Source organism: Vibrio sp. Vb1980, assembly GCF_033338615.1.
GTDB lineage: Bacteria > Pseudomonadota > Gammaproteobacteria > Enterobacterales > Vibrionaceae > Vibrio > Vibrio alginolyticus.
In genome coordinates, this window is sequence record NZ_JAWOSZ010000001.1 from 629,220 (window position 1) to 652,353 (window position 23,134).

22 protein-coding genes are annotated in these 23,134 nt (G+C 43.1%); 11 read left to right on the plus strand and 11 right to left on the minus strand.

Annotated features, from left to right (window positions below):
• Positions 1-77: 77 nt before the first annotated feature.
• Positions 78-419, minus strand: a complete 342-nt coding sequence (locus tag R7F64_RS02770) for an ArsR/SmtB family transcription factor (protein ID WP_005375451.1) — start codon at positions 417-419, stop codon at positions 78-80.
• Positions 420-689: 270 nt separating this feature from the next.
• Here R7F64_RS02770 and R7F64_RS02775 point away from each other — a divergent pair, with 270 nt between their 5' ends.
• Positions 690-1,274 carry an NAD(P)H-dependent oxidoreductase gene (locus tag R7F64_RS02775; protein ID WP_017635228.1) on the plus strand — a complete coding sequence of 195 codons (585 nt, stop codon included), beginning with the start codon at positions 690-692 and terminating at the stop codon, positions 1,272-1,274.
• A 167-nt stretch (positions 1,275-1,441) separates the two neighbouring features.
• Positions 1,442-1,807, plus strand: coding sequence for a winged helix-turn-helix transcriptional regulator (locus tag R7F64_RS02780; RefSeq protein WP_005375456.1), 366 nt, complete (start codon positions 1,442-1,444; stop codon positions 1,805-1,807).
• A gap of 194 nt (positions 1,808-2,001) precedes the next feature.
• Here the strand turns inward: R7F64_RS02780 and R7F64_RS02785 are convergent, their stop codons facing one another.
• On the minus strand, positions 2,002-2,685 hold the full coding sequence (locus tag R7F64_RS02785; RefSeq protein WP_005385150.1) for a hypothetical protein: 684 nt from the start codon (positions 2,683-2,685) through the stop codon (positions 2,002-2,004).
• Positions 2,686-3,196: 511 nt separating this feature from the next.
• Complete coding sequence (locus R7F64_RS02790; protein ID WP_005375460.1) at positions 3,197-3,736, minus strand: redoxin domain-containing protein; 540 nt, start codon at positions 3,734-3,736, stop codon at positions 3,197-3,199.
• Between the two features lie 564 nt (positions 3,737-4,300).
• On the opposite strand from R7F64_RS02790, the gene R7F64_RS02795 reads away from it, so the two are divergent.
• Positions 4,301-6,058: an SgrR family transcriptional regulator gene (locus R7F64_RS02795; RefSeq protein ID WP_318071437.1), complete on the plus strand. Its 1,758-nt coding sequence runs from the start codon at positions 4,301-4,303 to the stop codon at positions 6,056-6,058.
• 9 nt (positions 6,059-6,067) lie between these two features.
• On the opposite strand, the gene R7F64_RS02800 is transcribed toward R7F64_RS02795, so the two are convergent.
• On the minus strand, positions 6,068-6,943 hold the full coding sequence (locus R7F64_RS02800) for a LysR family transcriptional regulator (protein ID WP_136976484.1): 876 nt from the start codon (positions 6,941-6,943) through the stop codon (positions 6,068-6,070).
• Positions 6,944-7,097: 154 nt separating this feature from the next.
• Here R7F64_RS02800 and R7F64_RS02805 point away from each other — a divergent pair, with 154 nt between their 5' ends.
• The 3 genes from R7F64_RS02805 (at position 7,098) to R7F64_RS02815 (ending at position 9,010) form a co-directional block, all read left to right on the plus strand.
• On the plus strand, positions 7,098-8,066 hold the full coding sequence (locus R7F64_RS02805) for an aldo/keto reductase (RefSeq protein ID WP_213873913.1): 969 nt from the start codon (positions 7,098-7,100) through the stop codon (positions 8,064-8,066).
• Positions 8,067-8,075: 9 nt separating this feature from the next.
• Positions 8,076-8,462, plus strand: coding sequence for a GlcG/HbpS family heme-binding protein (locus R7F64_RS02810; protein WP_130545856.1), 387 nt, complete (start codon positions 8,076-8,078; stop codon positions 8,460-8,462).
• A gap of 167 nt (positions 8,463-8,629) precedes the next feature.
• Entirely contained in the window at positions 8,630-9,010 is a 381-nt protein-coding gene (locus R7F64_RS02815; protein WP_151515419.1) for a hypothetical protein, read from the plus strand.
• A gap of 111 nt (positions 9,011-9,121) precedes the next feature.
• Here the strand turns inward: R7F64_RS02815 and R7F64_RS02820 are convergent, their stop codons facing one another.
• A complete protein-coding gene (locus R7F64_RS02820) occupies positions 9,122-9,454 on the minus strand; it encodes a helix-turn-helix transcriptional regulator (RefSeq protein WP_031780945.1) in 333 nt (110 codons plus the stop codon).
• A gap of 141 nt (positions 9,455-9,595) precedes the next feature.
• Here R7F64_RS02820 and R7F64_RS02825 point away from each other — a divergent pair, with 141 nt between their 5' ends.
• The 3 genes from R7F64_RS02825 (at position 9,596) to R7F64_RS02835 (ending at position 12,362) form a co-directional block, all read left to right on the plus strand.
• Complete coding sequence (locus tag R7F64_RS02825; protein ID WP_005375472.1) at positions 9,596-9,907, plus strand: hypothetical protein; 312 nt, start codon at positions 9,596-9,598, stop codon at positions 9,905-9,907.
• A gap of 723 nt (positions 9,908-10,630) precedes the next feature.
• The gene (locus tag R7F64_RS02830) at positions 10,631-11,788 is read left to right on the plus strand and encodes an amino acid permease (protein WP_005375474.1); all 1,158 of its coding nucleotides are present in this window, start codon (positions 10,631-10,633) and stop codon (positions 11,786-11,788) included.
• A gap of 232 nt (positions 11,789-12,020) precedes the next feature.
• Positions 12,021-12,362, plus strand: a complete 342-nt coding sequence (locus R7F64_RS02835) for a hypothetical protein (protein ID WP_080276968.1) — start codon at positions 12,021-12,023, stop codon at positions 12,360-12,362.
• Positions 12,363-12,506: 144 nt separating this feature from the next.
• Here R7F64_RS02835 and R7F64_RS02840 read toward each other — a convergent pair whose 3' ends face one another.
• From R7F64_RS02840 to R7F64_RS02855, 4 genes are all read right to left on the minus strand, one after another.
• Complete coding sequence (locus tag R7F64_RS02840; protein WP_017821611.1) at positions 12,507-14,378, minus strand: methyl-accepting chemotaxis protein; 1,872 nt, start codon at positions 14,376-14,378, stop codon at positions 12,507-12,509.
• Between the two features lie 436 nt (positions 14,379-14,814).
• Positions 14,815-16,179 (minus strand): YjiH family protein, encoded by a 1,365-nt coding sequence (locus R7F64_RS02845; RefSeq protein WP_318071438.1) that lies wholly within the window; start codon positions 16,177-16,179, stop codon positions 14,815-14,817.
• Positions 16,180-16,634: 455 nt separating this feature from the next.
• Positions 16,635-17,306: a YoaK family protein gene (locus R7F64_RS02850; protein WP_005375484.1), complete on the minus strand. Its 672-nt coding sequence runs from the start codon at positions 17,304-17,306 to the stop codon at positions 16,635-16,637.
• A gap of 153 nt (positions 17,307-17,459) precedes the next feature.
• Positions 17,460-17,861, minus strand: a complete 402-nt coding sequence (locus tag R7F64_RS02855) for a GFA family protein (protein ID WP_025768472.1) — start codon at positions 17,859-17,861, stop codon at positions 17,460-17,462.
• 200 nt (positions 17,862-18,061) lie between these two features.
• Between R7F64_RS02855 and R7F64_RS02860 the strand changes: the two genes are divergently transcribed.
• Positions 18,062-18,691 (plus strand): hypothetical protein, encoded by a 630-nt coding sequence (locus R7F64_RS02860; RefSeq protein ID WP_005375490.1) that lies wholly within the window; start codon positions 18,062-18,064, stop codon positions 18,689-18,691.
• A 124-nt stretch (positions 18,692-18,815) separates the two neighbouring features.
• Entirely contained in the window at positions 18,816-20,099 is a 1,284-nt protein-coding gene (locus R7F64_RS02865; protein WP_025768471.1) for a peptidoglycan DD-metalloendopeptidase family protein, read from the plus strand.
• Positions 20,100-20,205: 106 nt separating this feature from the next.
• On the opposite strand, the gene R7F64_RS02870 is transcribed toward R7F64_RS02865, so the two are convergent.
• Positions 20,206-22,026, minus strand: a complete 1,821-nt coding sequence (locus tag R7F64_RS02870) for a putative bifunctional diguanylate cyclase/phosphodiesterase (protein WP_318071439.1) — start codon at positions 22,024-22,026, stop codon at positions 20,206-20,208.
• A 183-nt stretch (positions 22,027-22,209) separates the two neighbouring features.
• Complete coding sequence (locus tag R7F64_RS02875) at positions 22,210-23,097, minus strand: LysR family transcriptional regulator (RefSeq protein ID WP_025768470.1); 888 nt, start codon at positions 23,095-23,097, stop codon at positions 22,210-22,212.
• Between the last annotated feature and the right edge of the window lie 37 nt (positions 23,098-23,134).

A 23,134-nucleotide genomic window follows, 5' to 3' on the forward strand; every position in this document is an offset into this window, starting at 1 on the left:
CTTATTCGTTTATCGTCGAAAGGCGATATTTAAAGGTATAGTTTATCTCTGCACGCCTGAACAGCGTGCAAAGGGCATTAATCAAATAACTTGGAAAATCCTAGATTGAACTGATCAAACGCGTCGCGTTGAATGCGGTAACACACCTTAGGTGGGTTTGGCTCGGCGCTGATAAAGCCTGCTTGCTTTAGAATACGCAAGTGCTCGGAAACAGTAGATTGCGCAAGACCCAGTTCAGAAACCAAATCACTGTTCAAACAACCGCCCATGGTATCGAGCGTGTGCAGGATATGCAGAATGCGCAAACGTGCTGGATGCGACAAAGCTTTTGCTTGCGCTGCGAGAGTTTGTTCTTTCTCGAGCTGTTGTTGCGTTGTCTGAAAAACAACTTCGCACGTGTCCTTGCACTTATCACTCATTCGCTGGCCTTAATAGTTAATCGTCGAATTGCGATAAAGTGTACGCCTGCTCTGTGGAAGATGCAACAACTCGATGAAAAAATTAATCGTAAAATAACGATGAATAAAAAATTGAAAAAATATATGTTTTAAAAACAGTGATATAATAAAAAATTAAGTAGGTTACTAAAAGTTAACTAGTTGCACTATATTTCTAGGTTACCATAATAAACCACATCCGACGCACAATGGTTACTGCGTCATCTTGTGAACTTATTTAAAGGTAATCCCATGAGCAACGTACTGATCATCAATGCACACGAACCATCACCATATTCAGAAGGTCGTCTAAATGCTTCTCTTGTCGACAAAGCACAGACGCTTCTGCAAGCAAAAGGCCATGAGGTTCGCGTTGTGACAATGCAAGATGAGATCAACGTAGATGAGCAACTCGCACACTTTGAGTGGGCTGATCGCGTGATCATCCAAAGCCCAATCAACTGGATGTCTGTGCCTTGGTCATTCAAAAAATACATGGACGACGTGTTTACTGCGGGTATGGGCGGCGCACTATGTGCATTCGATGGCCGTAGCGCAGAAGAACCAAAGAAAAACTATGGTACAGGCGGCACTCAAACCAACAGCAAATACATGCTGTCACTGACATTCAACGCGCCAGAAGAATCGTTTGATGATGAGAGCGAATACCTATTCCAAGGTAAAGGCGTGGACGATTTGATGTTCCACATGCACGCTAACTTCCGCTTCTTTGGTATGTCAGCACTGCCTACATTTGCTTGTTACGACGTGATGAAGAACGCAGATATCGAAAACGATTTTGTTCGTTTCGAAGCGCACATTAACGAAAACTTCTAATCCTTTTAGAAAGATAGTGCGAACTGAATGATGAATTGAGATGGACTGCTGTACGCGGTCCATTTTTATTTGTTTGCGGCGAGGTGACGTTTTTATTACTCTAAAGCACTAAATGTATCTAGCTTACTTTTCGTTACCTAGATTAGGTGCGTATCTTGAGGTGTATTGTGGAAAGCAGAATCAGTGTAGATAGCAAAGGTCGTAAGTCAGTGGCGAACGTATGTGCGGAGCCATGTGCTATCGAGAAAGGGATGCGTTTAATTGGTGGTAAATGGAAAGGTTCTCTGATTTATCATTTGAAAGACGGCCCAGTTCGTTTCAATGACTTAGCACGCATGCTAGGCGGTGCAAGTAAAAAGATGATCGACCAACGCCTGAAAGAGCTAGAAGCGGAAGGTATGGTGGTGCGCAAAGTGATCAGCGACCGCCCAATTGCCGTAAGCTATGAACTAACAGAGTTCGGCCGTACCGCACTTAAGATTCTTGATGATTTGCGAATTTGGTCTGAAAAGCATCAAATTGAGCTTCGTTAAGACCAAAGTAGTTAATCGCAAACGTTACTCTCTTTTGAAAGCTGATAACAACACATCGCCTTTTATGCTCAAGTAACTTAGATGTGCTTCATTCAAATCGTAATTTGTTTCGTAAAACAACGTACTTTTTCGAGTCAGGCATATCGAGGCTACTTGAGCATAATCGTACTTTTTAAGTTTTTGATTTTTAGTTATTATTTTATCATACTTAATAAGTTGTAGAATAAATCACTCACTTCAGTTGAATTTAAAAAAGCACTATTTAATTCCAGTTTCTTTTCAAAATCGGAATATTTATCGAATTCCTCTTTCTCAACTAAACCTATTGGTGAGTTGTCGTTAACGTGGCTTTCATATTTTTTGATGGTATATAATTTAGACTTTTCGTCAAAATATTGAATTATCTTAATGTTAACGTCAGGTCTCTCCGTATTATACGTGATCGTAATTTTTTCATAATCTTTATTAATCGGAGTCGTAAGTCCTGTAGGGTAGATGATTTTAAACCCATTAATGTCATTCTTCTTCGTGCTTTTATAATGTTTTGAGTATGAAAAGTTTTCAATTGCACTTTTAGTGACGATAATTGACTCACCTTTCTTTAAACCGTATTCGGTACATTCATAATCGTCAACAACCGTAGAATTTCTTTTCTTTTCAATCAGGTAGGACATGCTTGCAGATGTCCCTCCGTGTTCCAGTTTTTGTTGGTTTACAGAACAATAGAAATGACCTTTTTCCACCGTCATTGCGTTGATTTGTTCCGGATTTGAAATGGTGGGATGTATATCTTTTGCTGGATCGTTGTCGCTTCCTCCTGAACCGCATCCAACTAATCCGATACAAACGGCCATATAAAGCAAAGAGATTTTATTCATACTGTATTTCTCAATTAAGATGTGTGATTGCAAATAACGATTAATTATATTTATATAAAGTGAAAATTTTTATTTTTAATTGAACGGTGTTTTATTGATAATTTAATCGTTTGCTTTTATTTTGTCTCTTACGGTATCTATGTTTTCATTTATGGTATGAATTATTAGAATTGCACAATTGTGAGTTGCAATAGGATAATAATCGCTAGCCAACTACTTGTGTAGGTACCGTTATGATTTATATATCCGTTAAGTCTAAGTTTTTAGTCTTAATTTCATGTGTTTATCGTGAAAGTGACTTAGAAGTAAATACTTAACGTCGTTTGAGGGGAGCCTGAGCTTCACTGATCTTGTTTTTCATCAAGGCGTTGTATAATGAACAAGGACTCTATTTCCAACTTGTTGATACATATCAGATCTCACGGATCTGATATGCATTCCAAGTTATTCTCACTGAGGCAAGAATCCTAGCTTATTTAAGGATAGAAAGTTTACTTGGGTGTAGAAGATATTAGTAATCCAATGTGCCACGGATAGGGTAGTTATTGTTTGGATCGCGAATCCATGCCAATCCGCGTGATAGCGCGCCAAGCTCAGGGCGAACAAACGGGTTGTTTGAAATATCCACCACGTGTAAGTCGCCGTGTTCATTCACCACAAACAGACCTGGTTCTGCGAAATTATGATCGGTTTCCTGTTCAGATCGAGGAATAGATACATACAAGCCTAGCGTTTTCATTTGTTCTTCGGTCAGGCCGTAAGCGATAGAGAAGCTGATTTCGAGTTTCTCTAGATGCCCCTCTAGCTGTGCTTTTGAGTCGCCAGAAACGGCAAGAATATCGACGCCAGCATCAGCGAAAGCCTGTTTGTAACTCTCAAGCTCGTTGAGGTACTTAGTACAAAGAGGGCAGTGTTTACCACGATAAACGAATACTGCTCGCCAAGTCGCATCACCTTGCGGCTGACCCAACGTTACGCTTGAACCATCTAGCAAAGTGGCTTGAAGATGAGGGAAGCTGTCGCCCGCTTTAAGTTTCACTGAAGTTGCCATATTGACTCCCGAATTGGTGGTGTATATCCATGAATGCCCCTTTCTCAACAAAGCGATTGGGGGATGAGACTTCAATGTAGACTCTGTTTTGCGGTGTTTCAACTAGTTAACTTTTAGTAACCTGCAATAAGGTAGTAGAGTGCAAAAGATGAAAAAGCAGAACTTAAGATACAACGAAGTGGGGGTGTAGTATCAGGAGCTAAGTTCTGCTTGAGGTTAGGCTATGACCACTGGAACATATCGTTAAGATAAACCAGAGTCATCACTTCTATTTTATTACTCGATTGAGCTAGGCGTTGCTGAAAAAAGTACGCCATCATTGGCTTCTTCATTTTTTCCTCCTTTAGCTGACGAGTAAATTATGTGTATAAAAGGGGATATAAAAAAGAGAGTGCTTTTGTTGGCTTTTTTCCTAATAACGTAAATATATGGGGCTTTAAAGCCGAATTTGGAGGTTAATTGTGGAAAAGGGGAACAGATAATTAGGAAGTTTTCTTATTTTATTACCGCCAACTTAAGTAAACTATTCCTATCCACAAACTTCACAGATCTAAGGTTGATTCAGTGTCTGATCTCAATTTGTTTCGCTATTACCAACGATTACTCTCGTTTAGCGTTGGTGATGAAACAAAAACCACGTTACAGGACATTGCCGACATCATGTTCACTTCTTCTCGGCATGCTCGTAGCCTGCTAACGCAGATGCAGCAGAAGGCGTGGTTGAGCTGGCACCCGAAAGCTGGGCGGAATCAACGATCGACTCTTATTCTGAATATGGAGTTAGACGTTTTAAAAGAGAGCTTGGCTCTTGAACGTATCAAGTTAGGCAAGTATGAAAAAGCACTGGCGATATTAGATGAAGACGAAATGGCATTTGGCCGTTTGTTAAAAACAACGTCTGGTGCTTCTGTTCAAGAAGGACAGCTCAATATTCAATTAACCTATAAGCGAATGTTTGAGCGCGTCGTTCCACATCAACTTCAGCGTAGCAGCGAACGTTTCTTATTAAGGCAAATCTATTGTTGCTTAGTTTCGAGTGATCACAATGGGAAAGTGCAACCAGAACTCGCACATCACTGGCGTTATGACGAAGACACCTACGAATGGACTTTCTACCTTCGTCCAGGTCTGACTTTTCATAATGGTAATTCCATTGATGCAGAAACAGTGGTTAGCTTGTTTGCAAAATTGAGTTCACTACAGTATTACGAAAAAGAGTTGGCACATGTTGCTAACATTACTGCGCCAACGCCATTGAAGGTTGTTTTTAAGCTTAATCGAGCTGACTTGGGCTTTGCTGGACTTATTTCTGGTGTGAAATACGGCATTCAACCAGTAAGCCAAGTTAACGTAGCGAATAACAAGCTGGTGGTCGGAAGTGGCCCATTCTCTGTTGTCGAGCACAATGAAAGTCGTTTAAAACTGCAAGCATTTAATGGTTACTATGCATGTAGAGTTCTAACGGATTTGGTGACTATCTGGATTGTTAATGACGAGCAAATGGAGAACCCGTCATTGGCAGCAAATACGTTGCAAAGGGATACTTCGCCCGAGGAGGATTTGTGTGGACACTATATGTCGACGCAAAACCGAGAAAACTCATCGGCGAGCAAGCGTAGTCGAATAGAAGATGGTTGCTTATTCGCCTTATTTAATCAGCACGCTAAGCACAAACTCTCTTTAGCGCAGCGCCGTTATATTAGTGAGCTAATTCAACCTGAGCACTTGGCCGAAGTGATGCGCCGCGAGAATATTGTATTTGGGAGTATACCCGCTTATAACCTGCTACCAGGTTGGAAGCCAGTGCTCCGTCCGTTTAGTGAGCCGCTTAAGTTACCTAAACACATTACCATAGCAGGATATAACTATACCGCGTTGCGTCGCTGTGCGCGGGCTCTTTCTAATCGTTTGGCGAGTGTTGGCAGTAAAGTAGAAATTGTTATGTATTCCTACCGTGAGCTGAACGAGAAGGCTAAGAACGGTGAGCTAAATGAGACAATGGTCGTAACGAACATAAACCTAGATGATAATCGTCATGCCTCTGCGTTCATGAACTTCTTCAGCAACGCTGTGCTATTCCACACTTTGGGAGAGAAGAACGCACAATGGTTAGATGAACAACTACAGAGAGTCAGATCTTTCGTTCCACTTGAGGACTACCTTAATGCATTGGAGCCAATTGCATCGACGTTGATCAGCGAATACTGGATTGCACCCATGTTCCACCATACACAAACTTTGCGTTTCCAAGGTGTTTTAGAAGACGTCGCTCTTACTAACTGGGGTTGGCCAGATATTCGCTCGGTGTGGTCGGCGGATTAACTGCTTTAGTTATTGAGCAAAGTGCTGCTTCACAAATTCAATGAAGGCTCTGGTTTTCGCCGATTGATAGATAAGTTGTGGGTACACCAAGTAAACCGCGTTGTGCTGGTGGTCAGTTTCTTCCGATAGAACCTGCACTAGACGGCCGTGCTCAACGTCTTGTTCGACAAAGTAACTTGCTAACCGAGCAATGCCATTGCCAGACAGGGCTGATTCTTTGAGTAAGCGGTTTTCATTGCTTGAAAGCCAACCTTGGGTTTGAACTGTTCCCGTTTTTAACGGCCACTCTTTTTGATGCAATGTGGTTAAGCATTGATGCTCTTGTAAATCATCTAATGTCTCCGGCGTACCTTCTTCTTGCAGATACTGAGGAGAGGCAACCAGCCAGTGGTGGTAGTCCAAAAGGTGATGAGCAATCATATTCTCTGGCGGCGTTCTTGTCGCTCGAAACGCAAAATCAACGCTGGTTTCTGTCAGATTAAACGCTTGATAGCTAGAAAGGATCTCGAACTCTACGTTTGGATGTAAAGCGCGAAACGCTACGCACAAATCATGCAGCACCGCTTCAGCAAACATCTTGGGAGCGGTAAGACGAATCAGACCGTCTATTTGTTCAGATCGCTGACTTAAACTCTTTTCCATTTCCATTACGCGGCGTTTGAGATCTTCCGCTTGTGCAAAGATCGATTCACCTTCTGCCGTCAATCTCACGCTGCGTGTGGTTCGAACAATCAAAGGCGTTGCGAGTTCCGATTCCAATCGCTTGATTTGTTCCGACAGGTAACTTTTAGAGATACCAAGTTGCTCTGCTGCTCTAGAAAAGTTGAGTGTTTGAGCCACTTCAGCAAACAGCATCAGTTTTTCGATTCTCTTATAATCTGCCATCTTGATTGCTCGTCTTTATTGTTCGCTTTAATTGTTCGGTAGCGAGGATAATGAATTCGATTTTACGGTATTAAACTAATTTTTACGAACGGTAAGATGGTTCGAGTTAACTTAAGAAATTGAAGATGCAGAAATCGGAAAAATGAGAATAACGATGAACAATCCAACACTACCGCTCGCCAAAACCTTACCTAACGTTAGCCGCTTGGTCTTCGGCTGCATGGGACTTGGAGGGGAGTGGAATCGCAACCCATTAACCGCTCAAGATGAAAACCAAGCTTATGCCGCTGTAGAGGCAGCATTAGAGGTTGGCATCAATCTCTTTGATCATGCGGATATCTACAAATTCGGTAAGGCTGAAGAAGTGTTTGGGCGCATCTTAGCCAATGACTCAACCTTACGAGAGCGAATTTATCTGCAATCCAAGTGCGGCATCCGTCTAGGAGATGAGCAAGGTGTTAAGCAGTATGACTTCTCTGCCAAATGGGTGACGGCTTCTGTTGAGGGCATTCTTGAGCGCCTTGGCGTGGAAAACCTTGATGTTTTGATGCTGCATCGTCCTGATCCTCTGGTTGAATTTGAAGAATTGGGCACAGCGCTCCAAGCACTGAAACAAGCTGGCAAAGTTAACCACTTCGGTGTTTCTAACATGAACAGTGCTCAAATTGATCTTCTTCAACAAGCAACGGGCGAAATTGTTGTGGCGAACCAGTTGGAAATGAGTCTGGCTAAGTCTGACTTTATCAAGCAAGGCATGGGGCTTCCTTCGTCGGCATCTGACTACGTTGCGGGAACATTGGAACATGCCCGTAAGCATAATATCCAACTGCAAGCGTGGGGCAGTATGGCGCAAGGAAGATTCTCAGAGCGTGGCTTACATTCTGATGATCACAACACCAGGCAGACGGCGGAGATGGTGATGGCGCTAGCAGCTGAATATGGCGTGCCGTCAGAGGCGATTGTTTTAGCCTTCCTAACGCGTCACCCAAACCAAATTCAACCTGTTATTGGTACTGCAAACCCACAACGTATTCGCGCTTGTGCTCAAGTAGAGAACGTCACGCTATCACGTAGCCATTGGTATGGCTTGTTCGAGAAAACCCTTGGTCATGAGATCCCGTAGGAGAGAAAAATGAAATACGTACAAGTTCAAACTCTGATTCAAACGGCATTGGAAATTGCGACTGCTCGCAAGCAAAACATTGCGGTTGCCGTGGTTGATACGCATGGTGAATTGCTCGGCTTTGCCCGAATGGATGATGTGAGTGTGCAAGCAGGTTTGTTGGCACAGAACAAAGCTTACACCTCTTCTAGAGACCGTCAGCCTAGCGGCAATCTGGGTGCTTGGGCTCGTGAGACGGGTAAGCAGTTGAGTTATTGGACTGACCCGAAGATCACAGGCTTTATGGGTGGTGTGCCTATAGAACAAGAGGGGAAAATCGTCGGTGCAATTGGCATTAGCGGTTTGGCTGAGCAAGATGATGAAGCACTTGCGATGGAAGTATTAAACGCGCGTTGAGTATAACGTTTATCAGTAGGTGTGATGCTTTGTCCAGCTTTGTACTCACTGTAGGGACTCAAGTTCACAGGCTTCGTCGAGTCACGATGCTATCTAATAGCCTGAAGTAAGCAGAAGTTGAAATCGCGAACTATGATTAATTTATTTGAAAGCTTTGAGGCCTAAATATGTTTCATAAGGTATTCGTTGCGCTATTTTTTGTTCTCCTCTCAGGCTGTGGTACGAGTGACAGCGCGTTAAAAGAGAGCGGTTATGATGAAGCTTATATCCAAGGCTTTCATGACGGTCGGCATAGTGGTATGCAAGAGGCAGGGAATGATTTTGAACACTATATTAAGGACGAAACAAGGTATCAAACCGACTCAGATTATCGACAAGGCTGGGATGCTGGTGAGGTAGAGGGTAATAAGTTACAAAAGCAGGCGACCGCGATAGGACAAGGCATGATTGATAGTTCATATGAAGAACGTGATGTATTTGATCCTGATAAAGTGGCGAAAGATGCAATAAAAGGCGTTGATACATCGGAATTAAAAAGCCTAGAGTAACGGACTGATATAAAAAATAAAACTCGTCATTTGACGAGTTTTATTTTTGTCTAAACGGTTCATGTTTCAACGCTCAACAGGGCATTCATCGTTTGGGTATGAGTAATGTCGTTAATCACCTTTCTTGTTCTTTTGTTCAAGGACTAACGATAACAGGCGAACGAGCAGGGACTGAGCTTCCGGTGAGAGCAATCGCGCCACGGCCGTTAGGTCATTTGCTGTGACATGCTGAACATCACGTACATCTAAAGCAATATCTAGGTCAGTCAAATGAAGCGAACGCAATATGGCACGATATTGTGAGAGTTTAAGATCGGACTCTCCGCGCTCGATCCTTTGATATGTTTTTACGCTCATTCCAGCGATGTTTGCCATTTGCTCACGGGAGAGGCCATTCGATTTTCGTCTTGCGATCAGTGCTTGAATTATAGGGTCTACCTGCATGTGCTCTCCTGAAAGGACAGTTTTGACCTAAACGGAGCAAGAAGTGGACCAGTTTAACCACCACATATTTACCTGCTTTGTAATCAGTATAAAAATAACTGTCTTATAAAAACGTAAATATTTTAGTCAGTTATTAACTCAATGGAAAAGTATCAATCATACAAATCAATAGAAACGAAAGCTTCTATTCGCAAAATGCAACGCATTTTAGATCATTTATTTAGTGAAATTGATCAGCAACATCGTGAGACTAAAGAGAATGTTGTGACACTGATTCAACAGTCACAACAGCGATTGATGAACTACAAAGAGCTTTACCTTCACAAAGAATCGATAAGTGAAGTAGAGCTGCGGATGGCGCATGAAAATATGAGTGAGACTGAGAAGCAGGTCGCCGATATGGGTATTCCAGTGTTAACTTATATCATTGGCGCGCTAGATAAAGCGTATTAACACAGTCGTAAAGCCGGGCGATACAAGATTTATGCAATTTCGATCAATTGATGACATCTAAAAGAAAGGATGCAAATGCTGGGGAACCACACCCAGCATTCGGACACTCATTTACCTATATTTTCGAACCGTAAATCAGTGTTTAGAGGTATGTGAACCGAACAGTGTCGGTACGCAGCGAATAATAGCGATATTGTCCGATCTAGGCTACGTCCTTGGAATCTAACACCTTCACTTAAACTGTAAATTAATCTGTACACCCAGCCAAATTGAGCCATTGAGCACGTTCTTCCTTCTCTTTAAGCGATAAAAGACTAATTAGTGACGAAAAAAACAACACATCTTAGGTAAAAGATAAGAGTTGTTAAAATATATCGCTATAAGATTGACCTTTTGCTTTTCAATCGTCCTGCTTATGCCTTACAATCTTTTCGAACCAAATCCATTCATAACGAATGGGGTTGATGAATTAAGATGAACAATTTTGCTTCGAACCCAAAGTTGCGCACATTTCATCAACGATGACATCGCCAAAAACGACTCTCAAGTGTTCATGTGCAAATGATTAACCACCTTTTGTTGCGTGTTTTCTTAGCCATACAGGGCTCTTGTAACATAGTGCTCTTGTAACCAAATTTTGACTAAGTCGGAGCGTTTTGTTGTGTGCTTTAGATAAAGCACAACTGGCGAGAAATTAACGGATTGAATTTAGAGGTATTAACCGTGAACCTAAAACTTGTCGGCAGCTCCCTGATCGTTGCAGGTACTGCTCTTGGCGCTGGTATGCTTGCTATACCAATGGTGCTTGCTCAATTTGGCCTCCTTTGGGGCACTCTTCTTATGTTGTTCATCTGGGCTGGAACGACTTATGCTGCGCTGCTCCTTCTTGAAGCCAGTTGCAAAGTAGGTGGTGGTGTGAGCATGAATGCAATTGCTCGCGAAACGCTTGGTAAAGGAGGCCAGTTGGTAACCAACAGCTTGCTTTACGCCCTGTTAGTTTGTCTATTAATGGCTTACATCATTGGTGCGGGTGATCTGGTACAAAAAGTAACAGCCTCAATTGGGCTTCCAACATCTACGATCTCAAGCCAAGTCGGTTTTACTCTTTTAGTTGGTATCATTGTTTCGGCAGGTACAGGGGTAGTAGATAAGCTGAATCGCGGTTTGTTCCTAGGCATGATCGTAGCGCTGATCCTGACACTTTTTGCGCTTGCACCAAGCGTCTCGTTTGAAGGACTTGATGAGGTTGTGAGCGACGATAAAATGGCACTTATCAAAACCAGTTCGGTGCTTTTCACCAGTTTCGGTTTTATGGTCGTGATCCCATCGCTTGTAACTTACAACAAAGAAGCGAGTAAAACACAGCTGCGTAATATGATTATCGTGGGCTCAACTATTCCGCTTGTTTGTTACCTATTATGGTTGTTAGCGGTTGTCGGCAACCTACCACCTCATGAGCTTGTTCAATACTCCAACGTAACAGAGTTGATCTCGGTACTAGGTCAGCAATACGAGGGCTTAGAGTTCATCCTATCCATGTTTACTGGTTTGGCACTACTAACGTCGTTTTTAGGTGTTGCAATGGCGCTATACGATCAAAATGCAGACCTACTGAAAGCAAGTAAGCCAGTGATTTTTGTTACTACTTTTGTGCTACCACTATTAGGTGCTGTATTTGCGCCAGAACACTTCCTAGCTATTCTCAGCTACGCGGGGATTATTCTCGTGTTTCTCGCGGTCTTTGTCCCATTATCAATGACCATGAAAGTGCGCCGAGTGCCGGTAGAAGATGACAATATTTATGAAGCTGGTGGCGGCGCAATGGGAATGAGCATGATCTTCCTATTCGGCTGTTTCTTGCTGTTTGCCCAAGCAGTATAGAATCACGCTAGTTTATTTAAAAACTGAGCCGCTCGTAGTCAAACGGGCGGCTTTTTTGTATTCATAGCCGAACCCAGGCCACTCGAAGTCATCAGCATTTGTGATGTTTGACGTTTCTCTGATAATCACGGTTAGCGCTGACTTTTTAGTAAAACTCCTTAGCGAAAGGCTGACATGTACAGTGATTCACCCTTCTATTATATCGATGTTGATATGAATAAGAGGCTCTGTTGTGTCAAAGCAATTATCTTTTGCCATGGTTGGCGTTATGTTGTCTTTAGGTGTGTTGAGTACAGAAGCGGTGGCTGACCCGAAGCATAAGCATGGACATCGGTACGATCACCATCATGCGCATCACCACCATCATAAACACAAGCGCAAGCACAAGCATAAACACAAACATCGTGACGTTATTTATGTGGAGACCCGACGACCAAGGCGCAGTTACTATTACCATGACCGAATTCCTCGGAATAGTACCTACATAAAGATTGGAGATTTCACTTATCTAAAAGTGGACGACCGCTATTATCGTCGTTCTAATGACCGCTATATCCATGTCGAGTTCAATTAAACTTGAAAGGACACATAGTCGGCGTTCTTGTAATGTTGAGCTTAATAGCACCAACATGGCACATGTAACATCGACCAATACTAGGGTAGAGGGTTAAAAACAAAAACAGCGAGCCGGTGCTCGCTGTTTTTGCTTAAATGAGTGTTAGACAGTAAATCTATTTAAGATTTGATCTTGTTTATGTACATCTTCTTGTTGCGCCTGCATCGCGTCGTTGGTTCGATTTGCTGATTCGGCGACTTGAGTCGATAGGTCTTTAATATTCACCGTGTTGTTGTTGATCTCTTCAGCGACAAGGCTTTGCTCTTCCGCTGCTGAGGCAATTTGCAAGTTCATATCGGAAATACGCTGAATCGCGTCACGAATGCGTTGTAACGCACTATTTGCTAAACCCGCTTTTTCAACGGCCTCTATAGCACTACCTTTGCTTTGATGCATGGCATTTGCCACAGATGAAGCGCCAGATTGTAGTTGCTCAATCATAGTACGAATCTCTGTTGTCGACTCTTGAGTACGTTGTGCCAGTGTACGTACTTCATCTGCAACAACGGCGAAGCCTCGGCCAGATTCTCCCGCACGTGCAGCCTCGATTGCGGCATTCAACGCGAGTAAGTTCGTTTGGTCCGCAATATCGTTGATGACTTTTAGAATCGTTTCGATATTGGCGGTAGCAGATTCCAACACTTGTACTTCTTCGACTGCAAGGTCAATGCTATCGGAAAGCATGTTTATCGTTTGTGTCGATTCACCAACGATAGAAGACCCCTCAACCGTTGCTTGGTCGGCTTCTTTGGCTGCACTTGCCGCACCTTGCGCATTATTAGCAACCTCTGTCGCGGTGACAGACATCTCATGCATCGCGGTAGCAAGTTGTTCTAGCTCTTGCAGCTGAGTGTGAATTGCGCCTGCCGAGTCTTTTGCGCCCTCAGCGGTGATTTGAGTTCCGTTTAAAATTTGATCAGAAATACGTTTCGACTCAATGATTTGCTGTTGTAAGTTCTCCATGAACGTATTGAAGTTTGTGGCAAGCTCAGAAAACTCTTGGTCAGTATCTGTTTCGAGGCGTTGTGTAAGGTCGCCTTTCCCTGATGCTACATCTTTAATCGCATTGTTTAGCGTGTCCAAAGGACGCATGAGAGTGCGAATCAACAGAGTTAGGGCGATAATAGATGCAATCACGGCAATGATTGAATAAATAATAGCGTTGTTACGAAGCTCTCCTACGGCAGAATAGGCAACAGCTTCATCGATCACCGAACCTACGTACCAGTTCTCGCCAGGAATGTGAGTCAGGTTAACCATGTAGCGGTTGCCATCAATCTCAACATGTTGTGCTGATTGCGTAAGTTCGATTTGTGGGAGGTAGCTACCGACTTTCTCACCGTTGTATTTACTTTGAGGGTGAGCAATGGTTGTGCCATCAGCGGTGACCAAAAATAAGTAACCAGCATCAAACAGATTCACTTGGTTGACGAGATCAGAAAGGGTAGTTAATTCGAGGTCATAAAACATACCGGCTAAAAACTGGCCATTTTCTTTTACTGGCGTACCAACAGAGATGATAACGTTTTTCGAAGACGCATCGACGTACGGATCGGTTACGACCAAATCGCCTTTGCTCTTAGCTGCAATAAACCAAGGACGCTGACGTGGGTCGTAGTCTGGGCCCGCATCCCAGCCGTCGTCATTTTCAATCACAAAGCCATTACTTTCATAACCAAAACCGATGGCAAGGAAGCTGCTTTTTGGCGTGGGTCTTTCAAGTATGTTTTGAACATAGCTATGTGAACTGGGGTCAAGCTCAATCACTTCAGTAATGGAGCGAGCGAGATCCTTCTTTGCATTCATTTCTGATTGCACAGTGTTACCAACACTGGTCAATATCTCGTTTACACTTGAGTCGATTTGCTCCTGAGTTTGGGAGCGGATGGTCATAACTTGTTGTGTCGACAATAACGACACGGTAATTAGCAGCAAAAATGAAGAGGCTGTGACAACCTTATGTCTGAATTTCATGAGCTTTCCTCTGATTCTCCCGGTTGGTTCCACTTTGCTTTCGCCTCTTTTAAACCGAGCGAATTGGGCATAAAGAGAAACCTATTGTGTTTGGTTATATTTTTATCGACATCTTTGTCAAAAACATGAACTCATTTGTCGTCTTTTTTAACTAAATTTAAACAAAACGATAGTTTACGTTAAAACTTGTGATTGTGATCATGTTTGCGAGCTCGATTAATGAAATCGTCATAATGAAAAGAATTGCTTAACAAACAGTGGTATCAACTGGTTTTACAGGTGAGGTGATGAAAATTTTGTTGGTGCTGACAGGTGTTTTGTTTAAGTTTTGTCTTTGTAAATTATGAGCTTTTTACTAAAAGCCTAATGTGGACGGAGTTTTAGGTATAAAAAAGGCCCCGACGATGCGGAGCCTTTGTTAATTGACGTCTCGATTTTAGAAAATAAGATGAGCAACGCCAGCAATCACAGGTAACGTGATTAACGTACGTAAAATGAAGATTACGAAGAGCTCTACAATGTTTACTGGAATTTTGCTGCCTAACAGTAGGGCACCTACTTCCGACATGTAGATAAGCTGAGTTACTGACATTGCCGCAATAACAAAACGTGTCATTTCGTTATCGATTGAGGCCGCTAAAATTGCTGGAATAAACATATCCGCAAAGCCAACAACGATTGTCTGTGATGCTGCAACAGCTTCAGGGACTTGCAGTAGCTCTAGGTATGGGATAAACGGTTGACCCAGAATTGCAAATACAGGCGTGTATTCTGCAATCACCAATGCAACGGTACCAAGACCCATCACTACAGGTAATACGCCAAATACCATGTCGACTGCGTTGTGTACGCCTTCTTTAAATACAGACTGAACCGATGTGACTTGACCAGCACGCTTAAGAGCTAGATCCATACCCCAAGAGAATGTGGTGTGGCCTTCTGGCACTGCATCTGCGTCTGTATCTGGGTTGCAGCCGTCAATGTAGCGATCTTTCTTCAGACTAAGCGGAGGCAGGCGAGGAATGATAATCGCAGCTACGATACCAGCTAGACAGATAGCGCCGTAGAAAGGCAAAAATAAGTGCTCTAGTTTTACCTGAGCGATAACAACTAAGCTAAACGTGATCGATACTGCTGAGAAAGTGGTCCCGACAACAGCCGCTTCACGCTGAGTGTAGAACTTATTTTCGTATTGCTTGCTGGTTAGCAAGATACCAACACTTCCGTCGCCTAACCAAGATGCCATACAGTCAATTGCACTGCGGCCAGGTAGGTTGAATACCGGACGCATTATTTTACTGAGTAACGCACCAAATAGCTCCAGAAGACCGAAGTTCAAAAGAAGCGGAAGCAGTAAACCCGCGAAAATGAAAACGGCAAACAGAGTAGGTAGGAGACCAGTAAGAACAAGCCCGCCAGTGTTCTCTTCCCAAATTGCTTTTGGACCCACTTGGAAAAACGTCATTAACACGGCAGCGCCGCCGATTAAACGAACAACGAGCCAAAGTGGAGATGGGTTGAAGAGACCGTTTAAAAAACCATTACGTAAAATTGCAGCTGGCTTAAAAATTTTGCAAAGAACAGAAGCAACGGCCATGAAAGCGATGATACTGGTGACGATAGCAATCAAGGTATCGCCTAACACCGCTGGGATGACTTTTGCCATCACTGCAACGGGAATGGTTAGGCCGCCATCGTAAGAGATCGGAGCCATAAAGAGTAGAAGACCAATTAGGGAAGGGATGAAAAACATCCAAAAGTTGCCCTTAGGAGCTTCAGTAGCATTAGTGGTGTTATGCATAGTTGTCTCGTGTTACTACTAGTCAATACTTGCCATTTCCATGACATAAATATTCACTAAACATCCGTATTTAATCACAGTTTTGCGGAGGGTACCCGCAAACTGCATCCATTGCAATACTATTCATTAAATACATCTAGTTATTCAGCCGATTTGTCGGGTAATTGGTCAAATAACGTCTAAGTGTATGCGAATATGTTGCTTGTGTTAGAAAATTGTAGCACGAGAGGCGAATTGCGCAGTGAATTATGGGGCGCATTGTGACTGGAATAATAAAATGGTAAACAAATGTGATTTTGATCTGACTAACTTCTTAGCCAGAAATTCAGTTAGCCTTATCTATTCTAAGGTTTTTAGTGGTGTCAAAATACCGTTCAGCGTTTCTTGTACCGTTGCAGTGTGAACCTATTGAGCCAAATCCGATTGAAGCATGTCGCTTCAATCGGATCGAAATTTTATGCTTTTTGTTGACGGCTAAGTATGTATAGGTAACTCCAGTAAATCAGAGCTGTAGAAAAAGCCAATATTGCTGGGAAAACCAGCGTATATAAACCATATACCGTAAATAGAGCCGCTCCCGCGACGCCGCCAAACAAAAAGCCAAAGAAAATGAATAGGAATAATTTTGCTTTACGTCGGTCAAATTGACGACCTCTCAAGCTCTCTCCAATCATAATCCCTAGATCGGTGATGATTCCGGTCATATGTGTGGTTCTGACTACTGCGCCGCTAAACGTGGTGATCATTGCGTTTTGTAATCCACATGCTGCTGATGCTAGATATTGGCCGTACAAATCCCCTTGCACCAAAAAGCCCAAGCTGAGTAAGAGCAAGCTCCCTTCTATGCACAGTGCAACACCATATCTTCGCCCTAGTTTTAACGCACTGCTTTCAATAAAAAAGCCGCTAAAGGCAGCGCCAATCAAAAAGCTAAATACGATGAAGAGCAGGTGAATGGAGCTATCCACACCTGTTAGCAAGCTGTTCCCTAGCTGAGTTACGGTTCCCGAAAGATGAGTTATCGCTTGGTGTTGAAAGCCGAGAAGACCAACGGCGTTGACGCAGCCCGCGAGAAGAGCTAGTAGAAACGCGCCATATTCCACCCAACGAGGAAGTCTGGAAATCACAATAAACCCCCACCAAATATTAGGAGCCGATTATAACGCTCACACCGAGTTACGAAACCCTTTACAGTAAAACTCGATTGATCATTCTCAAAAAAATCTCACTTATAGGGTGTTTGTCCGAGCCAAAGTAAATATGTGAACGTGGATTGCCCGCTAGCAGATGTGTTCCGTTGTGCATTCGAAACTCACCCACCCGTGTTTCATTTGTTCATAGACTGAAACGGTAGGTTGGTGGAACTCTTTATCGGTAAATAGACCGACGGGAATGATCATGATTTCTGGGTATGCAGCAACGAACAACCTCATTGTCGTGCCGCAGGATGGACAAAAGTCATACTGAACCTCACTGCCATCATCGCCAATTCGGGTATAGCTAGTGACTTCACCGTTTAAAGTGACGTGTTCTTTTTCAAAGCGAGCTTGTACCCCAAAAACACTGCCAGTTCGTTTTTGGCATTCGAAGCAATGGCAGACAGACGTGTGGGTGGGCTCTCCCTTACAACGGATCTCAACTAAACCGCAGGCGCACTCGCATGTATGAATGGTTTTTGTCATCGTGATTACCTATTTGTCCCAATACACCAATAGACCTAGAGCACAGAGCTTGTGTCACTAGCTCGTTATGAGCTCTGGACTTGAAACTATTTGGATACAATCAGTTTAGTTTAATTTTGAAACACTTGAAGAGGTGAAATCATTTGGGTATACAATGGTATACTCGCTTTTCGTTTATACCTTGAAACAAGGAACTCTTCATGACTCACAAAAAAATCCTGCCGATACCACTTATTCTACTTATTCCAATCGTTTTATTGGTTGTGGTTGTGATCGCAGGTGTTTATCGTTTTAGTTTGTCTGATGACGAGATCATGGCTAAGTTTCCTCAAACAGAAGTAGAAACGAACGTTATTGTGCAAGAGACGCTTGGCATCACTGCACGTAACCCTTGGACGATCCAAGTACCCGAGCAGGGTGCGGTCACTTTTCTTGATGAGTGGGATAAAGAAAACGGCTATTTGATCGGTGACTATGATGCAGGTGCGACAAAAGGTCAGGTACTTGTTCCAACTGCGTCGATTAGTCAGCGTGAGATTGAAGGTGTTTCATGGGTTGTTGCACCGATGATTGTAACGACACAAGGTAGCGGTTCGTTTAACTATGTTGGCTTGTTCAAGTTTGACCCCGAGCCGAGCCGAGTTGTACTTTTAGACAGTATTTTTGTTGGTGACCGCGTGAAATTTACTCAGCTCGAATGGAAAAGTGATACAACTATCACTCTTTCATATTTAGCGCACGGTGACGATCAAGCAATGGCAGACACGCCAAATCAATTCAATTCATCCACATTACAGCGTGTAGGGAATAACTTACATATGCAACAGTGATGAATTTTTTTTGAGTTCTGTAAAAATTCAGTATTTTCTGCGCTAGATCTCGAAATTTCCTAGTGATTTCTTATTCGGGAATGCATAAGCTATGAGCCTTGTTTGAAAGGAGATAGTAATTCCCGTGTCTACAAATGAAATTACAAGACGGTTGCCGAATCTGACAAGTCGTAGAGCGCTGCTGTTATACTCCTTGCCAGTTTTAGTTGCGATTGGTGTTTCTCACTCTCTCAAAGAGTCATCTTTAACCAAAACCATCGCATTGAACCTACCTGAATCTCAGGTCGTTGAAAAAATTCTTGATGCGACAACTGCCGAAGTTGTCACTCCCCCGAACTTCGAATATCAAATCCAAGCAGGTGACAACCTAAGCACTATTTTTAGTCAGCTCGGTTTCGGTTACAGCTCGTTAATGAAAGTAATGGAAACGGATTTGAACTACTTGGCACTTGATACACTTAAGCCGGGCAATACGCTCCGTTTCTGGCGTGATGATGCGACAGGCGAGTTAGCGAAAATGGAACTGCAATTTTCTATTGCAGATAAAGTGGTCTACAAGCTGAATAGTGATGGTAGCTATGACTTTACTGATATTTCCATTCCTGGCGTGTGGAGCCAAGAACCTTTAGTTGGCGTTATTCAAGGCAGTTTTTCTTCTTCTGCGAGTCGTTTAGGTTTAACGTCGGCGGAAGTGAGTCAAGTCGTAAGCTTACTCAAAGAACAACTTAACTTTGGACGTGATCTTCGTGCAGGTGATCGATTTGAAGTTGTTCGCCGCTCACAAAGCATCAATGGTGTACCAACAGGTAAGAACGAAATTGAGGCGATTAAGATTTATAATCGCGGCCGCGAGATCACCGCTTACCTTCATACTGATGGTCAATTCTACAATGCCAAAGGTGAAAGCTTACAGCGCGCATTCCAGCGTTACCCTGTAAGTAGCCGTTGGCGTATCAGTTCTGGCTTCAACCCTAATCGTTTACATCCAGTAACGGGGCGTGTTGCGCCGCACAACGGCACTGACTTTGCTGTACCAACCGGTACACCAGTCGTTTCTACTGGTGATGGTACAGTGATCATGACTCGTAAACACCCTTATGCGGGTAACTACGTGGTTGTTGAGCACGGCAGCAAATACAAAACCCGTTACTTACACCTAAGTAAGATTTTGGTGAAGAAAGGGCAAAAGGTTTCTCGAGGCCAGCGTATCGGTCTTTCTGGTAAAACAGGTCGAGTGACTGGGCCACACCTTCACTATGAGTTGATTGAATACGGCCGTCCAGTTAACGCTATGCGAGCAAATATCCCAATGGCGAGTTCTGTTCCTAAGAAAGAGATGGCTACTTTTGTCGCGAACAGAGATGAAATGGATAGACTATTACGCGATAAAGAGAAAGCAGTGCTGTAATAAAGTACTTCGCTCAAAAAACAAAAAGAGACTAAGCATAGCTTGGTCTCTTTTACTTTGTGCATTAACTAGATTTGAATTCTATGACAGCAGTCTGTTCAGTACGTTAGGCACTCCGTACTTCACGTTCATTTATCAGGTGTACGATTTCTTCAACACTGTGTGGACGAGAGTAAAAATAACCTTGGATGTAGTGGCAGCCCATTTCAATTAACTTTTGCAGTGCTCTATCGTCTTCTACGCCTTCGGCAATCAAATCCACATCAAGCAGCTCTGCCAATTGCGCTATCAAAAACACCACTTGTTCAGAGGTTGTATTTGAGAGCATGTTCTGCACAAAGGTAGCATCGATTTTGATGCTATCAATCGGATAATTGTGTATATAGTTCAAGCTTGAGTATCCCGTACCAAAATCATCCAGTGAGACTTTAAAACCCAAGTATCGCAACGAGTTAAGTACCATCTGTTCACGGCCACTTTGTGAGAGTAAGACGGTCTCGGTGAGCTCTATAACAAAGTCTTTTGCTTCGTGCTGATACTTTTCAACCATGTTGGTTAAGTGATTAATATAACGGTTGGAATCAACCAGCTCATACGCTGAGCAATTGATGGAGAGTTTGACTTTATAGCCTAGGTTCGCTTCGAGTTCTTGCTTTGCGATACACGCGAGTTCAATAATCCGTTCACCTAACTCGATAATCAGGCCTGATTGTTCGGCAGCTTCAATGAACTCCGCTGGAGAGATATTTCCATAGATATTGCTATTCCAACGAGTCAAAATTTCAAAGTAATTCCAGCGGTCGCTCGTGATATCGACGATCGGTTGAACCACTACATACAACTCATCGCTGTCTTGTATATCAGTACTTAGCTGGATTCGCATTGCCTCAATAAGCTGCGTCCTACGGTGGTATAAAGCACTAAGGTGTGTGTCGTAATGCTGAATCCGTGTATCGCGGTGTTTTTTACAATCTTTGAGAGCGAGACTGGCATTCAAAATCAGCTCATCGCTGTTCAACATATGTACTGAGGCACGCGCAATACCAATACTAACGGTGAAAGAAATCCGGTTAGATTTGTCGCTGTAGCCACTTTCAATTTTGTCGAGTACTTCCTGACACACGGCGACAGGATCTTCGTCGTACGTGATGAAGGCGAATTCATCTCCTGCGACACGGAACGCATTGTTTGGCGACGACAAGCTCTGTTGAATGGCGTTAGCTGTGAACTTAATGATTTGGTCGCCGATATAGTTTCCGTTGATATCATTGATCGATTTGAAATTATCGATATCAAGATACGCCAAACTGAATGGGCGAGTCGCCTGCTGCGTTAATGTCTCCAAGGTATCAGCTAAACAGCTACGGTTGAGCAGTCCAGTTAGGTTATCATGCGATACCTCATAGCTAAGCTGATTAAGAAGCTTATCTGAACGTTCACTGACCCACTTTTCACGTAAGCTATGAATAATGACATTGGCATAAAATCGGTGGAAGTCGAGGATATCTTGCGCTTCTTTCGCGTGGATGCTTCGGGTAAAGGTAGACAGTAAAATTCCCAGAACTTCGCCATTTTGTGTCTTCAATGGCAGGCCAATGTAAGCTTGAATGCCATCTTCTTGAAACATCTGATCTTCAGGAAAACGCTTGTATACCTGGTCTTGATAGAAAATATGTTCGCCAATGTCTTTCGCCACTTTTTCACAGGGGGTGCCTGAAAGGTGGTAGCTTAGGTTGTCTGTAATTTTTCCATTGCTGGCGAAGGAAATGGTATGAGCCGAATGCTGAAGATGCGCAACTTCTACAACGCAAGTGCAATGGCTCTGCAAGTGTTGATGAATATCTAGCGTGACTCGGTTTAGCTGAGCCGTGCCGTTTAGCTTCAATATCTCATCAATTTTGTGGAAACTGATTTGTACCTGACCCATTGAGCATTTCACCTAGCGTTGTTATTAACATATCGTGTAAGACACGACGAATTATTATTTGATATGCATCAAATAAACTATCGGTTACTAAGGCAGATTTTTCAAATTTTGTGAACGAACAAATCATTATTTTCATGTTTTTATGCTTGAACCTTTTAAAGGTATAGCGATAAAAACGCTAAGCTAGGCGCGCTTCTCCTCTTCTAATCGTGATTTGAGATAATCGAGGAATAGCTTAGTCCGGGTATGCTGATAATCCAGCTTTGGATAGTAGGCATATACAGTGGCTTTATCCGCTGTGATATCGGGCAGGATAGGGACTAACGCGCCGGATTTGAGATCATCTTTGATCATGACGTTGTTCGTCATCAGAATACCCATGCCTCTTTTGGCACCATGAAACAGCGCTTCTGGGTTAGTCGTGGCAAAGTTACCGGACAAGCTGATACGTTTACCTCGATTGGTTTTGATTTCTCGTGAGGGCTTTTCACCCCAAATCAGGACATTATGCTCTGTCAGATCCTCAACGCATTGTGGGGTGCCGTATTTTTTTAGGTAACTAGGCGCAGCGTAAAACTGGGCTTTATGTTCGAAAAGCGCAGTGGCTTTGAAACTCAGAGAGTTCAGTTGCTCTAATTCCCGGCTAATAAACAGGTCTAAGCTTAGCTCTGGCAATTGGCCTGGTAGCGTTGTCGTTAATTGAAGCGTGATGTCTGGATATTTATCAAGAAAATCATCAAGATAATGAACTAGAAACTTGGAACCAACGGCCAGCGTTGCCCCAATTTTTAATAGCCCCGCTGGTGATTGGTTGACTGAGCGAGTTTCATCTAATACCGATTGCCATGAATCAAGCTGACTTTTTGCTCGTTGATAAAACAGCGCACCAGCTTCAGTTTGGCTAATTGAGCGGGTCGTACGTTTGAGTAGTTGAACGCCAATTTTATCTTCTAGCCATTGAACTCGCTTACTGATAGCTGAGCTGGTGGTATTGAGTTTCCGCGCTGCTGCATTAAAGCTACCTTCTTCGACCACACGAATATAACTCTTCACGCTTTGAATCCAGTCCATTGTATCTCCTTGGGAATTAATTCCTTTCTAACTTAGC

Coding starts and splice junctions, on each gene's coding strand:
- R7F64_RS02770 (WP_005375451.1), bottom strand. CDS start 419: ATGAGTGATAAGTGCAAGGACACGTGCGAAGTTGTTTTTCAGACAACG.
- R7F64_RS02775 (WP_017635228.1), top strand. CDS start 690: ATGAGCAACGTACTGATCATCAATGCACACGAACCATCACCATATTCA.
- R7F64_RS02785 (WP_005385150.1), bottom strand. CDS start 2,685: ATGAATAAAATCTCTTTGCTTTATATGGCCGTTTGTATCGGATTAGTT.
- R7F64_RS02790 (WP_005375460.1), bottom strand. CDS start 3,736: ATGGCAACTTCAGTGAAACTTAAAGCGGGCGACAGCTTCCCTCATCTT.
- R7F64_RS02800 (WP_136976484.1), bottom strand. CDS start 6,943: ATGGCAGATTATAAGAGAATCGAAAAACTGATGCTGTTTGCTGAAGTG.
- R7F64_RS02805 (WP_213873913.1), top strand. CDS start 7,098: ATGAACAATCCAACACTACCGCTCGCCAAAACCTTACCTAACGTTAGC.
- R7F64_RS02810 (WP_130545856.1), top strand. CDS start 8,076: ATGAAATACGTACAAGTTCAAACTCTGATTCAAACGGCATTGGAAATT.
- R7F64_RS02815 (WP_151515419.1), top strand. CDS start 8,630: ATGTTTCATAAGGTATTCGTTGCGCTATTTTTTGTTCTCCTCTCAGGC.
- R7F64_RS02820 (WP_031780945.1), bottom strand. CDS start 9,454: ATGCAGGTAGACCCTATAATTCAAGCACTGATCGCAAGACGAAAATCG.
- R7F64_RS02825 (WP_005375472.1), top strand. CDS start 9,596: ATGGAAAAGTATCAATCATACAAATCAATAGAAACGAAAGCTTCTATT.
- R7F64_RS02840 (WP_017821611.1), bottom strand. CDS start 14,378: ATGAAATTCAGACATAAGGTTGTCACAGCCTCTTCATTTTTGCTGCTA.
- R7F64_RS02845 (WP_318071438.1), bottom strand. CDS start 16,179: ATGCATAACACCACTAATGCTACTGAAGCTCCTAAGGGCAACTTTTGG.
- R7F64_RS02855 (WP_025768472.1), bottom strand. CDS start 17,861: ATGACAAAAACCATTCATACATGCGAGTGCGCCTGCGGTTTAGTTGAG.
- R7F64_RS02860 (WP_005375490.1), top strand. CDS start 18,062: ATGACTCACAAAAAAATCCTGCCGATACCACTTATTCTACTTATTCCA.
- R7F64_RS02870 (WP_318071439.1), bottom strand. CDS start 22,026: ATGGGTCAGGTACAAATCAGTTTCCACAAAATTGATGAGATATTGAAG.
- R7F64_RS02875 (WP_025768470.1), bottom strand. CDS start 23,097: ATGGACTGGATTCAAAGCGTGAAGAGTTATATTCGTGTGGTCGAAGAA.